Raw genomic sequence first — 15,226 nt, 5'->3', positions numbered from 1 at the left:
CACTGTTTGCATTTTCCAAACAATCAGAGGGCGCGAAGTGGACCGTTTCGATGCAATGCAGGCGTTCGCCCGGGTGGTCGAGGCGGGCAGTTTCACCAAGGCCGCCGAGACCTTGCACATGAGCAAGACCACGGTGACGCAACTGGTGCAGCAGTTGGAGGCACGCCTGCGGGTCAAGTTGCTCAACCGCACCACGCGCAAGGTCAACGTCACGGCCGACGGTGCGATCTATTACGAGCGAGTGATCAAACTGTTGGCCGACATGGACGACGCCGAAACCAGTCTGTCCGGCGCCTCGGCATTGCCCAGAGGGCGCTTGCGCGTCGATGTGCCAAGCCCGTTGGCGAGGCTGATTCTGATGCCGGCGTTGCCTGAGTTTCACGCGCGTTATCCGGATATCCAGATCGACATGGGGGTCAGTGACCGCATCGTTGACATCATCGATGAGAACGTCGATTGCGTGGTGCGCGGCGGTGAATTGCTCGATCAGTCACTGATGGCCCGGCGGGTGGCCGACCTGCAGCTCGGGGTCTTCGCCGCGCCGAGTTACCTGGCCCGCGCCGGCACGCCGCAGCATCCCCGCGAGCTGGAAGACTCCCCTCATCGGGTGGTCGGCTTTCTCTGGGCGCGCACCGGCAAACCCGTGCCTTACGCCTTGCGCAATGGCAGCGAACACCTGCAGATCAAGGGCCGCCACGTACTCGCCGTCGATGACGGCAACGCTTACCTTGCGGCAGGTCTGGCCGGCATGGGCGTGCTGTGGTTACCCCGGTACATGTCGCACGCGCATCAGGCTCGGGGTGAGTTGGTGCCGCTGTTCGAGGACTGGCAACTCGAGCCGATGCCGCTCTACGTGGCGTACCCGCCGAACCGGCATGTCAGCCTGAAACTGCGGGTGTTCATTGACTGGATCGTCGAGCTGATGGCGCAACATGCGCCGGTCATTGCTCACCGAGGTGTGTGATCAGCCGCAAGCGTGATTGACTCTTTGGCCCATCAAGCCAACTATCGGCGCATAACAACATGACCGATGGGCCAGACCTTGATCGAACGACGTCAATTCAGCGGAGGCATGAAGGGCAAAAACCTCCGCTATCTGAATGAGCAAGCCGCCGAGACCCGCATCACCCGCACCGGTTTTCTGTTGCTGGAGCATTTTTCGCTGCCGGCCTTCACCCAGACCCTGGACACGATTATCACCGCCAATCTGTTGCGCGCCGGACTGTTCAGCTCGCGTACGTTCGGGCTGGGCGAGGGAGAGGTGATCAGCGACCTGGGGTTGGTGATTCGCCCGGATGCGCGGATTGACGCCGCCAGCCTTGCGGATCTGGACTTGCTGGTGGTGTGTGGCGGTTACCGCACTGAGCTGAAGGCCAGCGAAGAGTTGATCAGCCTGCTGCGCACGGCAGCGGAACGCGGTGTCAGTCTGGCTGGATTGTGGAACGGTGCGTGGTTTCTCGGGCGGGCCGGCCTGCTCGATGGTTACCGTTGCGCGATTCATCCGGAACACCGTCCGGCGCTCACGGAAATTGCCAAGGCCACCCAGGTCAGCAGCGAACCTTATGTGATCGATCGCGACCGGCTCACGGCGTCGAGCCCGTCCGGCGCATTCCACATGGCGCTGGACTGGATCAAGGGCCTGCACGGCAAGGCGCTGGTCGAGGGTATCGAGGACATTCTGGCGTTCGAGGAGTCGCGCTATCGGCGGATCAAACCGGATGAAAACCTCTGCGTCAGCGCACCGTTGCGCGAGGTGGTCAAACTGATGGACGCCAACCTCGAAGAGCCGCTGGAGCTGGAGCAACTGGCGGTGTACGCCGGGCGCTCGCGGCGCCAGTTGGAGCGTTTGTTCAAGGAGCAGTTGGGCACCACGCCGCAACGCTATTACCTGGAATTGCGCATCACTGAAGCCCGGCGCCTGTTGCAGCACACCGAGCTGTCGCAGATGGAAGTGCTGGTGGCCTGTGGTTTCGTTTCGCCGAGCCATTTCAGCAAATGCTACAGCGCGTTTTTCGGGTATCGACCGTCCAGGGAAAAACGCCTGGTCAAGTAGACCGAGGCGTTTTCTGCCTTCGGTCTCAGAGGTGATCGGCGTCGATCACTGCTTGGGCGAACGCCTGCGGATCTTCCTGCGGCAGGTTGTGGCCGATGCCGCCGTTGATCAGGCGGTACTGGTACTTGCCGGTGAAACGCTTGGCGTAATCCTCGGGCGCCGGGTGCGGCGCGCCGTTGGCATCGCCCTCAAGGGTGATGGTCGGCACGCTGATCGACGGGGCGCTGGCGAGTTTCTGTTCCAGCGCTGCGTATTGCGGTTCGCCCTGCACCAGGCCCAGACGCCAGCGGTAGTTGAACACGGTGATCGCGACGTGATCGGGGTTCTCCAGCGCTTTGGCGCTACGGTCGAACGTGGCGTCATCGAACGCCCACTTCGGTGAGGCGAGCTGCCAGATCAGCTTGGCGAAGTCGTGGGTGTTTTTGCGGTAACCGTCACGGCCACGTTCAGTGGCGAAGTAGAACTGATACCACCATTGCAATTCGGCCTTGGGCGGCAATGGATTCTGCCCGGCAGCCTGATTGCCGATCAGGTAGCCGCTGACCGAGACCAATGCCTTGACCCGCTCCGGCCACAACGCCGAAACGATGTCCGCCGAACGCGCGCCCCAGTCGTAGCCACCGAGTACCGCTTGCTGGATATTCAGCGCATCCATGAAGTCGATCACGTCGCTGGCCAGTGCCGCCGGTTGACCGTTGCGCAGTGTCTGATCCGAGAGGAAATGCGTGTCGCCATAACCCCGCGCATACGGCATCAACACCCGATAACCCTTGGCGGCCAGTAACGGCGCGACTTCGTCGTAACTGTGAATGTCGTACGGCCAACCGTGCAGCAGAATCACCACCGGCCCCTGCGCCGGACCGGTTTCGGCGTAGGCCACATCCAGCAGGCCGGCCTGCACATGCTTGAGCGGGCCGAACGGCGAGGGGGCGGCATAGCTGACGTTGTGGTCGCCGGTTGTCGGCTGCGCGGCGGCGGCCGTTGGCATTTGCGTCGCCGCCAGCGCGCCGAACAGCGCCACGGCGAGGATGTTCATACGGTTGAGTGCTGCGTTTTTCATGTTGAAGTCTCCTTGGCAAACCTGTCGGGGGCAGGTGCGGGCTGAGCCCGGCAAACCTTGCAGGCATTGGAACGCCGGGACGTATCTGGCCCATGTCGAAAAAACGCGGTGATTCAAGTTCATGTATCGCCGGGGCGTCTGTACACACTGTGATACACAGCCGGTGTGTTTTGTACGGCCGTGTATTCAGCGGTGCGCACGATACACGGCGAGACCAAACCCGGGTTTTTCGACACATCAGCGCTACACCCGGCGCTCACAGTGCAGGCCTTCACACCACCACTGTCGAGAGGGCAATTGCATGCAACGCACACTGATTCTGGCCACTGTGGCCGCACTGGTTTCATTCACCGGTCTGGCGCAGGCGGCGGAGGCTCAGGCCATGAGCTGGCAACAGGGCCTGAGCCGTACCGAGCTGATGCGTCAGGACCTGGGGGACGCGGATCGCGAAGTGATCCAGGCGCGTATCGACTTCGACCCGGGTGTCACCGCGCCGCGGCATGCGCATCCGGGTGTCGAGGTGGCGCATGTGCTCAGTGGCACGCTGGAGTATCAACTGGAGGGGCGCCCGGCGGTCACGCTAAAGGCCGGCGACTCACTGTTCATCCCGGCGGGCGTGGCCCATGTGGCGAGGAACGTCGGCCAGGACCACGGCGTGGAACTGGCAACCTATGTGGTGAAAAAGGGCCAGCCGCTGCTGGAACTGAAGCCGTGATCGGGCTTATCTGGCGCGCAGCAACTTGCGGTAATCCACCGGCGAAATCCCGCGCGCCTGACGGAAGGAATGGCTGAAAGAACTGGCCTGCGAGTAACCCAGCATCAGGGCGATGTTCATGATGCTGGTCTCGGTGCGGCGCAGGTAATGGTCGGCCAGTTCCATGCGCATGGTTTCCAGCACCTGATTGAAATTTTCCCCTTCCGCCGCCAGTTTGCGTTGCAAGGTGCGCGGCGAAATCGCCAGCTGTCGGGCCAGGCTTTTCAGGCTGAAATCGCCGGTTGGCAACTGTTCGGTGAGCAAGGCGCGCAAACGGTCGGTCACGGAAAATGCCGGGTACGACAGACACAACTGCCAGTCGGCCTCCAGCAGCATGCTGCGATGCATGCGCGGGTCGGCGCCCTGAATGCGTGACGAGAGGGTCGATTCGGCGAACACCAGCGCGTTGCTCCCGGCTTCGAACTGCACCGGACAACCAAAAAACGCTTCGTAGAGTGCCGGCTCGCCGAGCGCCGGATGCCTCATTCTGACCTCCAGCATCGGCGAGTTGCTGGCGATCAACCAGCGGCCGAACGCTGCCCAGCCGGCCATTAATGTTTCTTGATGCAGGGCGCAGTAAGGCTCGAGTTCATTGATGCGCTGATCTTCGAGGGTCACGCGGCCGTCGCCGATGACGATCCGGGTCTGGCTGGACGGGCTGTCATAAACGATCTTGCCGAACCGCAGAATCATGTTCAGCGACTCGCCGAGCGTCGCACTGGTCATCAGCACATAACCCAGTACGCCGTAGGTGCCGGGGCGCACGGCGGCGCCGACCAGCAGACCGAAATGCGGCAGGTCGCTGCTGCGCGCCGCCAGTTCCAGCAAGGTCCGCAGTTGGTGCATGGGAATGCGCACAATCGAATCGGACAACTGCTCGCGTGAGAGTCCGGTCTGCTGCAACAGCCAGTCGCTATCGCAACCGTGTTGCTCGGCGACATCAAGGACGTGGTTCACGAAAGCAGCGCTGGAAGTGGCGGGTCGCATGGGGGGAGGGGAAGTCCGGTCATCCGGTGATCTTGCTTTTCCGAAAGGTGAAGAAAGCGACGTCGCCAAGGCGCGCGGCGTCAGTAGACCCTACATGCGCCCGATCACCGGAATGCCGGTGCCGGTGACCGCAGACGCCTGTTCCGAAATCAGAAACAGAATGACCGCCGCCAGTTGCGCGGGCGTCACCCAGCGCTGGTGCTCGGCGTCGGGCATGGCCTCACGGTTTTGCGGGGTGTCGAGCACGCTCGGTAGCACGGCATTGACCGTGATGCTCATGTCCTTGAGCTCTTCGGCGAGGCTTTCGGTCAGGCGCAGTACGCTGGATTTCGACGCAGCGTAAGCGCCCATCCCCAGTCCGGCCCTGGCTGCCATGCTCGCGCCGATATTGACGATGCGCCCCGCTGAGGATTGCAGCAGCAACGGCAGCAGGGCTTTGCTGGCATTCAAGGCGGTTCGAAGGTTCAGCGAGTAGAGCCGATCCCAAGCTTCTATCGCACCACCGAGCAATGGCTCCCACGCGTAACCGCCGGCGCCGTTTACCAATGCATCGAGGCGCCCGAAGTAGCGATTGATCTGGTGGGCGACGTTCTGGCAATCGGCAAAGGAAGTCAGGTCGACGCCGGACAGGACCAGTCGGTTATGGGAACTGGGCAGCGTGATCGTCGCCTGATCGATCAGCACCAGATCCGCGCCCCGGGCGGCGGCCATGTCCGCCAGGGTCTCGCCGAGATTCCCCAGGGCGCCGGTAATCGCCACAACGCGCCGTGAGAGTGACTGAGTCATCAAGAGTCCTTTCCTTTTTAAGGGCGCATACTCTAATGATATCGGTCGCCCGTGGCATGCTTTTGGATGTCAACTTGTTGTGCAAAAGTGCCAATTTTTTTTGCTTGGCAAATCTTCGGCCAAGGGTCGTGAAACAGGCGTCAGAAAGTTGGCTTCTGCCGCTCTTCAGCCGTCCAGTCCTGAAAGCCTGGCGATGGTTTGGTCTGGCATGCTTGTCATCGTTTCCCCAGGCGCGATGGCTTTTCTGAAGTCTGCGGCGTGTTTTTTGCGCCACCTATTCTGTTGCTGCAGCAAGCCCGTGCGACTTGTATCCTTGCCCGCGACAAGGACAAGCGGCTGTAGTCATCGAGTCGGTCGACCCGCCGCAGGAACGGAAACCGGATTTGCCCAAAGGTAGTGATGTGAAGCGTGATACCCGCTTGGTAGTGCTGTTGTTGTTGGTGATCGGCTGTTCCCTCGCGTCGCTGACGGTATGGAAAGTGTTGGCCTCTCGCGAGCGTGCGCTGGAGGAAGTCAACGTTCATGGCTTGAACCTGACCCAGGCGCTGGCGACTTATTCCGAGGGCATTGTGCGCCAGAGTTCGTTGCTGCTGCTCGGGCTCGTCGAACGTCTGGAAACCGAAGGCAGTGGCCCCGCGCAGATCCAGCGTCTGAGTGCACTGGTCAACCGTCAGGAACCGCTGATGCCGCAGCTCAGCGGCATCACCATCTACGACAATCAGGGCCGCTGGCTGATGTCGTCCAACCGACCGATTCCGGCCGGGGCCAGCAGCCGTGATCGCGCCTACTTCATCCATCATCGCGACGATCCGAGCCGCGACACCTTTATCGGTCCGCCGATTCAGAGCCGCTCCAATCAGGAGTGGGTGATAACCGTCAGCCGCCGTTTCAACGATGCGCACGGCGAATTTGCCGGGGTGGTGGCGGTGACGCTGGGGGTCGAAAACTTTCTGCGCCTGTTCGGCAAGATCGATGTGGGGCAGGAGGGCGCCATCGGCTTGTCCTATACCGACGGTACGTTGCTGGTGCGCTATCCCTTCCGCGAGCAGGACATGGGGCGCAACTTTTCCAAGTCGCCGATCTATGCGAAGTATCTGGTCGATCGATCCGTCGGCACCGCGTCGTTTACCTCCAGCCTGGATGGCGTCGAGCGGCTTTACGCCTTCCGCAAGAGCGACCGGCTGCCGCTGATTACCACCGTCGCTCTCGGCAAGCGCGAGGCCCTCGCGGCGTGGCGCATGGAAGCCTGGCTGTCGGCTGTGGTGGTCACGGGATTGCTGGGGCTGACCGGGCTGATCGGCTGGTGCCTGATGCTGGATATCCGCCGGCGTACCAGGGCTGAAGAGCAATTGCGTGGCACGCAGCAGCAGTTGCTCTCCTCCAATCGCCAGCTTGAGTTGCTGGCGATGAAGGATGCCCTGACCGGTCTGGCCAACCGGCGCTGCTTCGATGAGAGCCTCGCCATGGAAGCCCGGCGCGCCCAACGTGACGGCACGACGCTGGCGTTGCTGATGATCGATATCGATTACTTCAAGCTGTTCAACGATTCATTCGGGCATGTTGCCGGCGATGCTTGTCTGCAGAGGGTCGGCAGAATCCTCGAGGGTTGCGTAAGGCGCCCGTCGGATCTGCTGGCGCGTTATGGCGGAGAAGAAATGGCGGTGATCATGCCGGACACCGACGTTGCCGGTGCAACGGTCGTCGCGCAATTGATCCTGGATCGCCTCGCGCAAGCGCATATTGCGCACCCCTCCAGCCCGGTCGGGCGTGTAACCGTGAGCATCGGGATTGCGGCGGCGTCGGGGGCACGACTGGATCACGTGCCAGGTTTGATCGAGGTGGCCGACCAAGCGCTGTATAACGCCAAGACGGCGGGGCGTAACCGGTTTGTACCGGCCGAGTGGTGACGGGGGGCGAACAGGACGTTGTCAATCAGTGGCGTCGGGCGCCTCCCACAGAGTCTGAGGGCGTCAGTACGATGGCGCCGTTGAAGTGCCCGCCGCGTAGACACGTCAGCGCCTGATTGGCGTCCTTCAGGGCAAAACGGGTGACGTCGCAATGCACGGGGGTGTGCTGCAACTGCGCAAAAAACGCGGTGCCGTCTTCACGGGTCAGGTTGGCCACGGAGCGTACGCTGCGTTCGCCCCACAGCAAACGATAGGGAAAGGCGGGGATATCGCTCATGTGGATGCCGGCGCAAATCACGCAGCCGCCCTTGACGGTGGCGGACAGCGCCAGTGGCACCAGCGCCCCGACGGGCGCGAAGATCAGGCTGGCGTCCAGCGCATGGGGTGGCGGCTGATCCGAAGGCCCGGCCCATTCGGCGCCCAGGGTGCGTGCATAGGCCTGGCCTTCGTGGTCATCCGCTCGGGTAAAGGCGTAGACCTGTTGCCCGCGACCGCGGGCAATCTGAATTGCCAGATGTGCCGCCGCGCCAAATCCGTACAGCCCCAGGTGTTGCGCGCCCTGAGCCATTTGCAAGGCGCGAAAGCCGATCAGGCCGGCGCACAACAACGGCGCCGCCTGAATGTCGCTCAGCGTATCCGGGATTGCAAAGCAGAAGCGCTGATCGGCGACGGTGTATTCGGCATAGCCGCCATCCAGCTGACAACCGGTGAACTGCGCCTGATCGCAGAGGTTCTCCCGCCCCGAGCGGCAGAAGACGCATTCGCCGCAGGTCCAGCCCAGCCACGGCACGCCAACCCGCCGGCCAATCCATTCAACTGCCACATCGGCGCCTGCGGCGATGACTTCTCCGACGATTTCATGCCCCGGCACGCGGGGCAGAACCGCTTGTGGCAACTCGCCGTCGAACAGGTGCAGATCGGTACGACACACCCCGCAAGCCAGTACCCTGAGCAACAGTTGCTGCGCGGTGGGCGTGGGGATCGGCCGTTCTTCGCATTGCAGCGGTTGCCCGGGTGAATACAGGATCATGGCACGCACGATGATTCTCCTCGCGTTGCAAGAAAGCGCTGAGTTGCGCTCCCTCCTGCAGCGTCTGTTTCCCATAGAACCGGAGCACTGATGACGGCGCTTGATTTAAATCAAGTCTTGCAGGTTTCAGGCTTTCAGAATCGACGGACGAATCTCTGTTCAGCGAACCCCGGGGCGGTAAACCTCATGAGCGATTTCCTCAATGCGCAACAACTGGAAGGCCTGGACGCTTACTGGCGCGCTGCCAATTACCTGGCTGTCGGGCAGATTTACCTCAAGGACAACCCGCTGCTCAAGGAGCCTTTGCGCCGGGCTCATATCAAACCGCGTTTGCTGGGGCATTGGGGCACGACGCCGGGGCTTAACCTGATCTACACCCACCTCAACCGGCTGATCAAACAGTACGACCTCAACATGTTTTTTGTGACCGGCCCCGGTCATGGCGGGCCGGCGATCGTGGCGCAGACCTATCTGGAAGGCATCTATACCGAGTGTTATCCGGCGGTGGAGCGCAATACCAACGGTCTGCTGCGCCTGTTTCGGCAGTTTTCCTGGCCGTACGGAATTTCAAGTCATGTGTCGGCACAGATTCCAGGGTCGATTCACGAGGGCGGGGAGTTGGGGTACAGCCTCGCGCATGCCTATGGGGCCGCGTTCGATAACCCTGACCTGATTGTCGCCTGCGTGATCGGCGACGGTGAGGCGGAGACCGGCACGCTGGCGGCCAGCTGGCACTCGAACAAATTCCTCAATCCTGTGCGTGACGGGGCGGTGCTGCCGATCCTGCACCTCAATGGCTACAAAATTGCCAACCCGACGTTGCTGTCCAGAATCAGCGAGGATGAAGTCTCGGCGCTGATGTACGGCTATGGCTACGATCCTTTTTTCGTTGAGGGCGATGATCCGGCGCAAGTGCATCAGGCATTGGCGCAGACACTCAACACCATCGTGCTGAAGATTCGCCAGATTCAGCTCGAAGCAGGGCAACGGCCGCCGTCCAGGGCAGTATCGCGGCCGCTCTGGCCGATGCTGGTGTTACGCACGCCCAAGGGCTGGACCGGCCCCGGATTTGTCGACGGCCATCGGGTTGAAGGCACGTGGCGCGCGCATCAGGTGCCGCTGGCCGACTTCACCCAACCGCTCCATTTGCAACAACTGGAAGAGTGGCTGAGCCGTTATCGTCCCGAGGAATTGTTCGATGCCCAAGGTGCCTTGATGCCGGAAATCGCCGCGCTGGCGCCCACCGGACACCGGCGCATGAGTGCCAATCCCCACGCCAATGGCGGTGTGATGTTGCGTGCGCTGGACCTGCCGGGTTTTGCCGATTACGCCGTGAGCGTGGCTGGGCCGGGGACTTTGCGCGCCGAAGCCACCCGAGTGCTGGGAGAATTCCTGCGTGATGTGATGAAAAACAGCCTGGCCAGCCGCAACTTTCGGCTGTTTGGCCCTGACGAAACCGCCTCCAATCGCCTTGATGCGGTGTATGAGGTCAGCGCCAAGACCTGGATCGATCCGCTGGAACCTGACGACCTGAACCTGTCGGCGGACGGCCGGGTGATGGAAATTCTCAGCGAGCAGGTGTGCGAGGGCTGGCTGGAAGGCTATTTGCTGACGGGTCGGCATGGATGGCTGTCGTGCTATGAGGCGTTTGTCCATATCGTCGACTCGATGGTCAATCAGCATGCCAAATGGCTGAAGACAGCCGCCGAGGTGCCGTGGCGCAAACCTGTGGCATCGCTGAACCTGCTGTTGACCTCCCACGTCTGGCGTCAGGACCACAATGGGTTCTCGCATCAGGATCCGGGATTCATCGACATGCTGGCGAACAAGAAGCCGGACGTGGCGCGCATCTACTTGCCGCCCGATGCCAACTGCCTGTTATCGGTCGCCGACCACTGCCTGCGCAGCCGTAATTACATCAACGTCATCGTCGCCGGCAAGCAACCGGAATGGCAGTGGCTGAGCATCGACGCGGCACAGCAACACTGCCAGGCAGGTGGCGGCCGGTGGGCGTGGGCCAGTCACGATGATCAGGATCCGGACGTCGTCATGGCCTGCGCCGGCGATGTGCCGACGCTGGAAACCCTGGCCGCCTTGACCCTGTTGCGCGACTATGTGCCGGACTTGCGCGTCAGGGTGGTCAATATCGTCGACCTGATGCTGCTGCAGCCGTCCAGTCAGCACCCTCATGGCTGGTCGGATAGCGCGTTCAATGCGCTGTTCACCGTCGACAGACCGGTGATTTTTGCCTTTCACGGGTATCCGGCGCTGATCCATCGGCTGGTCTACAAACGCGCCAATCATGCCAACTTTCACGTACGAGGTTTCAAGGAGGAGGGCGCGACCACTACGCCGTTCGACATGGCCGTGATCAACGATCTTGATCGCTACCGACTGGCGCTGGACGTGATCGAGCGGGTGCCACGCCTGCAGGATCTCGTAAACGTTGCGCGGGAGCGTTACTGGGCCGTCATGGAGCAACACAAGCTGTACCTCATCGAGCACGGCGAAGACCTTCCCGAAGTGCGCAACTGGCAATGGACACCCCGCCAGACGCCATGAGTGGCTATTTGTTCTTCCAGTATTTCTGCATTTCCAGAAACAGAAACGACGCGGTCCAGGTTATGAGGACAAGGCCGGTCAAGGCCTCAAGCCCCGTCAGGTACTTGAGGTGGCCGACCGGCGAAATATCGCCGAAACCGATGGTCGTGTACGTCGTGAAGGAGAAGTACACGCAATCCATCAAAGAGCCGTCGAAGTTGCCGGTCAGCTGTCCCCATTCGCCCGCGCGGGACATCAGGAAATAAACCACGGCGAACGCCCAGACCTCGATGGCATGGGCCAGCAGACTGCCCAACACCCCGACAACGATTCTGAACCGGCTCCAGATTTTCAGGCGCGGCATCCAGTCATTCAGGCGCAGCAGACACTCATAGTGGATCACTACCGCGATGACCACGACCAGGCTGTTGATCAGTGTGACGGCAAGCATTGGCCTGGCTCCAGGAAGAAGAGCGTGTCACGCCAGCAACAGATGGTCTTCGACCCGGCCGACGCCGGGCACTGACCAGGCCGCGCGCTCGGCGATCTGGCGTTCGCGCCACAGGTGAGCCCGGCCTTCGAGCCGCACCACATCGCCTTCGACTTTGACGTGAATGTCCTGGGCATCGACTTCGGCGTTACGTTTGAGCGCGGCCTCGATGCGTTGCTGAATATCGAAGACATCCAGCCGTGGACGCAGGGTGATGCAATTGCTCACGCCGGTCACACCGGACAGCTTGCGTACCGAACGCTCGACGGTTTCCTTCTGATACTGCCAGTCGACTTCACCTTCCAGGGTGATGCGTCCGCTCTGCACGATGACCTTGACGTCACCTTCGGGAATGTCGCAGCTCCAGTGGATTATCTTCAGCGCCCGGGCAGCGATGGTGTCGTCCGCGGTGCCGGCATTCCTGTCCAGTCGTACCTGGAGCTCTTCAGCCACTGCGCGCACGCCTTTCATGCGTTTCACTGCGCGCTCGGCACTGACCTTCTGGGCATAGCTTTTGACATGCCCGCTGAGGGTGACCACACCGTCCTCCACCGTGACGCCGATGTTGGCGGCATCGATTTCCGGCTGGAACTCGAGTTCTTCGAGAATATTTTTGCGCAGGTTCAAGTCGCTCATGACGGTGTCCTCTTTCAGGTAGGTGTCGATCGGTCAAACGTGCCTGCTGTTGTTTTTCTACACCGCGGTGACGCGCGCGCATTGAGGTATATCAACAATGCCGGCCTCGCCCTCGCATTGGCTGATGGCGTCTGCAAGTCGGTGATTGTTTGACAAAGATCAGAGTGGTGACCGGATAACGCCAGATACTCGAATCATGACCTTTGCCGTCGTGAGCAATCGAGGGAACAACCATGAACAAGCGCTTGCCGATTGTGGTGCTGAGTGTGCTGCTGGCAGCGACCACTGGTTGCAGTCATCGGCAGGCCGATGAACTCAACGCGCGGCTGGAGTCCGCTGAAGACAACGCGGCGACTGCCAGGCTGAGGGCCGATGAGGCGGTGCTCAAGGCGGAACAGGCGCAACGTGCTGCCGATGAAGCGAATGAGCGTGCCAAACGGCTGGCTGAGAAGGCCAATCGCAAATAGCCGGCAACCATCTCGAAACACCATGAATCAGCGTTTTGGGCTGAAAGTGTCGGCGTTCTTATCCACATTCAGGAGACGGCCATGCGAATCACCTTTCTGGGAGCGGCAGGCACGGTCACCGGCAGCAAATACCTGTTGGATCACCGCGACCGGCATGTGCTGATCGACTGCGGGCTGTTTCAGGGTTACAAGCAATTGCGCCTGCACAACTGGGATCCTTTCCAGCTGCCCGTGCGGGATCTCGACGCGATCGTGCTGACTCACGCTCATCTGGATCACAGTGGCTACCTGCCGGTGCTGGTGCGCAACGGCTACCGTGGCCCGATCTATGCCACCGCAGCAACCTGTGAACTGGTGAAAATCCTGTTGCTCGACAGTGGGCGCCTGCAGGAAGAAGAAGCCGGGTTCGCCAACCGCCATGGTTTTTCCAGGCATGCGCCGGCGTTGCCGCTGTACACCGAACAGGACGCCGAGCAGGCATTGAAACTGTTGCAGCCGGTGGAGCTGCATCATCGGGTCGAGATTGTTCCCGGTCTGAGCATCTTGCTGCGCGGTGCCGGACACATTCTGGGTGCGGCCACGGTCGAGGTGGTTGCCGACGGTGTCACGCTGGTCTGCTCCGGCGATCTGGGGCGGCCCAACGATCCGTTGATGTTTGCCCCCGAAACCATCGAGCAAACGGATTACCTGTTGATCGAGTCGACCTATGGTGACCGCCGGCACCCTGACGACGACCCCGAGCAACAACTGACCGACGTGATCAACCGCACGGCGTTGCGCCATGGCATTACCCTGGTACCGTCATTTGCGGTCGGTCGGGCGCAACTGCTGATGTATCACTTGTATCGCTTGAAGCAGAAACACGCGATTCCGGATCTGCCGATGTACCTCAACAGCCCGATGGCGACGGATGTCACGCGTCTGTATCAGCGTTTTCGCAGTGAGCACCGGTTGTCGCTGCAAGAATGCGAGGGCATGTGCCAAGGCACGCGTTTCATTCGTTCGACCCAAGAGTCGATCGATCTCGATCATCAGCGCATTCCGGCCGTGATCATTGCCGCCAGCGGCATGGCCACCGGCGGACGGGTGCTGCACCACCTCAAGGCATTGGCGCCGAGCCCGGCCAACTCGCTGCTGATGCCCGGTTTCCAGGCCGGCGGCACGCGGGGCGCACAGATCGTTGCCGGTGCGCCGTCAGTGCGTATCCACGGTCAGGAGGTGCCGATCCGCGCTGAAGTGGTACCGATGCAGACCCTGTCCGCGCATGCCGATGCCGATGAAATCATCCAGTGGCTGCGTGGTTTCAAACGTGCACCGAAACACACCTACGTGGTGCATGGCGAACCCAACGCCTCGGACGTTTTGCGGCGGCGTATCAGTCTGGAACTGGGCTGGTCGGTGTCAGTGCCGGAGTACCGGGACAGCGCCGAACTGGGTGCCGCTGCCGATGTGCCTCCAACCGAGCGGCAGGAGTGACCGCTTCAAATCCGCTGTTGACGATCTTGACCGTTCCGCACGGTTCATCCGACTGGAGAACAATCATGAGCCAATATCAAAGTCTGTTGCTGGTGATCAATCCGGCTCTGCGCCGCTCTCCGGCGATCAGCCATGCGGCTGCGCTGGCCAAGGCCAGCGGGGCGACCTTGCATATCGTGGCGCTGGTCAAGTCATTGGACATTCTCTGGTTGCTTGAAGAAGGCGATCGGGAAAAAGCCCGGGCCAACTATTTGCAGGATCATCGCGACTGGCTCAAATATCAGACCGGCAACCTGCGCGACAGAGGCATTGACGTGACAGTCGAAGTCGCCTGGTCGGATGACATGAAGCAAGAGATCCTCGACCTCGTCACCGAGATGATGCCCGACCTGCTGATCAAGCAAGTGCAGCATGAGTCGTTGCTCAAACGCGCCTTCTTCACCCCGCTGGACTGGCACCTGTTGCGTCATTGCCCGGTCCCGGTCTATCTGCTGGGCGGGGCAGGCCAGGCATTGCCACGCAAGATCGTGGCAGCGGTCGACGCCTCCGCAAGCGACCCGGTCAACGACCAATTGAACAAGCGCATCATCGATCAGGCCACGGCCATGGCGATCCAGTGTGACGCCGAGTTGCATCTGTTGTACGCCTACGACATTTCGCAGGAGTACCTGGAGGAGCTGGGCGAAGGCTTGACGGTTTCAGAGCTGACCAAGGAACTGCGCAGAGAGTTCGAGAGCGCGTATATCGACCTGGCCAAGCGCTATGGAGTACCCGCCGAGCGCCGGCATTTCGTGGTCGGCCACCCGGTTGCCGCACTCAGTGAGTTCGCCGATGCACAGCATGTGGATGTGATCGTCATGGGCCGGGTGCAATACCACGGGCTGGACAAGCTGCTGGGCAGCACCACCGAACATATTCTTTATCAGGTGCCGTGCAACCTGTTGGCGGTCTGACAGCGACGTCTGCCTGCGACAAATGCCGTGATGGGTTTATTGCAGTGTCGACCGGTGATTAACACTGCCAACATCCAGTTGCCTGC

The 15,226-nt window shown here is 61.3% G+C and carries 14 protein-coding genes; 8 read left to right on the top strand and 6 right to left on the bottom strand.

Going from position 1 to position 15,226, the window contains the following annotated elements; all coding sequences use genetic code 11:
- The first annotated feature begins 37 nt into the window (after positions 1–37).
- Together HXW87_RS18770 and HXW87_RS18765 are read left to right on the top strand one after the other, a co-directional pair.
- Positions 38–964 (top strand): LysR family transcriptional regulator, encoded by a 927-nt coding sequence (locus HXW87_RS18770; protein ID WP_239777363.1) that lies wholly within the window; start codon positions 38–40, stop codon positions 962–964.
- Positions 965–1,030: 66 nt separating this feature from the next.
- The gene (locus tag HXW87_RS18765) at positions 1,031–2,053 is read left to right on the top strand and encodes a GlxA family transcriptional regulator (RefSeq protein WP_047294052.1); all 1,023 of its coding nucleotides are present in this window, start codon (positions 1,031–1,033) and stop codon (positions 2,051–2,053) included.
- 25 nt (positions 2,054–2,078) lie between these two features.
- On the opposite strand, the gene HXW87_RS18760 is transcribed toward HXW87_RS18765, so the two are convergent.
- Entirely contained in the window at positions 2,079–3,113 is a 1,035-nt protein-coding gene (locus tag HXW87_RS18760; RefSeq protein ID WP_239777360.1) for an alpha/beta hydrolase, read from the bottom strand.
- Between the two features lie 301 nt (positions 3,114–3,414).
- On the opposite strand from HXW87_RS18760, the gene HXW87_RS18755 reads away from it, so the two are divergent.
- Positions 3,415–3,828, top strand: a complete 414-nt coding sequence (locus HXW87_RS18755) for a cupin domain-containing protein (RefSeq protein ID WP_182404434.1) — start codon at positions 3,415–3,417, stop codon at positions 3,826–3,828.
- Between the two features lie 6 nt (positions 3,829–3,834).
- Here the strand turns inward: HXW87_RS18755 and HXW87_RS18750 are convergent, their stop codons facing one another.
- Positions 3,835–4,824 carry an AraC family transcriptional regulator gene (locus HXW87_RS18750; RefSeq protein ID WP_230679373.1) on the bottom strand — a complete coding sequence of 330 codons (990 nt, stop codon included), beginning with the start codon at positions 4,822–4,824 and terminating at the stop codon, positions 3,835–3,837.
- Positions 4,825–4,944: 120 nt separating this feature from the next.
- Positions 4,945–5,640, bottom strand: a complete 696-nt coding sequence (locus tag HXW87_RS18745; protein ID WP_239777358.1) for an SDR family NAD(P)-dependent oxidoreductase — start codon at positions 5,638–5,640, stop codon at positions 4,945–4,947.
- 401 nt (positions 5,641–6,041) lie between these two features.
- On the opposite strand from HXW87_RS18745, the gene HXW87_RS18740 reads away from it, so the two are divergent.
- Positions 6,042–7,547 (top strand): sensor domain-containing diguanylate cyclase, encoded by a 1,506-nt coding sequence (locus tag HXW87_RS18740; RefSeq protein ID WP_239777349.1) that lies wholly within the window; start codon positions 6,042–6,044, stop codon positions 7,545–7,547.
- Between the two features lie 25 nt (positions 7,548–7,572).
- On the opposite strand, the gene HXW87_RS18735 is transcribed toward HXW87_RS18740, so the two are convergent.
- On the bottom strand, positions 7,573–8,586 hold the full coding sequence (locus tag HXW87_RS18735; protein WP_239777347.1) for a zinc-dependent alcohol dehydrogenase family protein: 1,014 nt from the start codon (positions 8,584–8,586) through the stop codon (positions 7,573–7,575).
- A gap of 177 nt (positions 8,587–8,763) precedes the next feature.
- Between HXW87_RS18735 and HXW87_RS18730 the strand changes: the two genes are divergently transcribed.
- Positions 8,764–11,139 (top strand): phosphoketolase family protein, encoded by a 2,376-nt coding sequence (locus HXW87_RS18730; RefSeq protein WP_239777345.1) that lies wholly within the window; start codon positions 8,764–8,766, stop codon positions 11,137–11,139.
- A 4-nt stretch (positions 11,140–11,143) separates the two neighbouring features.
- Here HXW87_RS18730 and HXW87_RS18725 read toward each other — a convergent pair whose 3' ends face one another.
- Both HXW87_RS18725 and HXW87_RS18720 read right to left on the bottom strand, forming a co-directional pair.
- A complete protein-coding gene (locus tag HXW87_RS18725; protein ID WP_047294069.1) occupies positions 11,144–11,569 on the bottom strand; it encodes a potassium channel family protein in 426 nt (141 codons plus the stop codon).
- Between the two features lie 27 nt (positions 11,570–11,596).
- Positions 11,597–12,244 carry a BON domain-containing protein gene (locus HXW87_RS18720; RefSeq protein WP_239777343.1) on the bottom strand — a complete coding sequence of 216 codons (648 nt, stop codon included), beginning with the start codon at positions 12,242–12,244 and terminating at the stop codon, positions 11,597–11,599.
- A 233-nt stretch (positions 12,245–12,477) separates the two neighbouring features.
- Here HXW87_RS18720 and HXW87_RS18715 point away from each other — a divergent pair, with 233 nt between their 5' ends.
- The 3 genes from HXW87_RS18715 (at position 12,478) to HXW87_RS18705 (ending at position 15,140) form a co-directional block, all read left to right on the top strand.
- Positions 12,478–12,711, top strand: coding sequence for an Lpp/OprI family alanine-zipper lipoprotein (locus tag HXW87_RS18715; protein WP_047294072.1), 234 nt, complete (start codon positions 12,478–12,480; stop codon positions 12,709–12,711).
- Positions 12,712–12,792: 81 nt separating this feature from the next.
- On the top strand, positions 12,793–14,187 hold the full coding sequence (locus HXW87_RS18710) for an MBL fold metallo-hydrolase (protein ID WP_239777335.1): 1,395 nt from the start codon (positions 12,793–12,795) through the stop codon (positions 14,185–14,187).
- Between the two features lie 65 nt (positions 14,188–14,252).
- On the top strand, positions 14,253–15,140 hold the full coding sequence (locus HXW87_RS18705) for a universal stress protein (protein WP_239777333.1): 888 nt from the start codon (positions 14,253–14,255) through the stop codon (positions 15,138–15,140).
- The last annotated feature ends 86 nt before the right edge of the window (positions 15,141–15,226 follow it).

This window comes from Pseudomonas sp. Y5-11, from assembly GCF_022368695.1.
Classification (GTDB): domain Bacteria; phylum Pseudomonadota; class Gammaproteobacteria; order Pseudomonadales; family Pseudomonadaceae; genus Aquipseudomonas; species Aquipseudomonas parakoreensis.
Note: the sequence above shows the minus strand (reverse complement) of the source record. Positions and strands in the feature narration are given on the sequence as shown.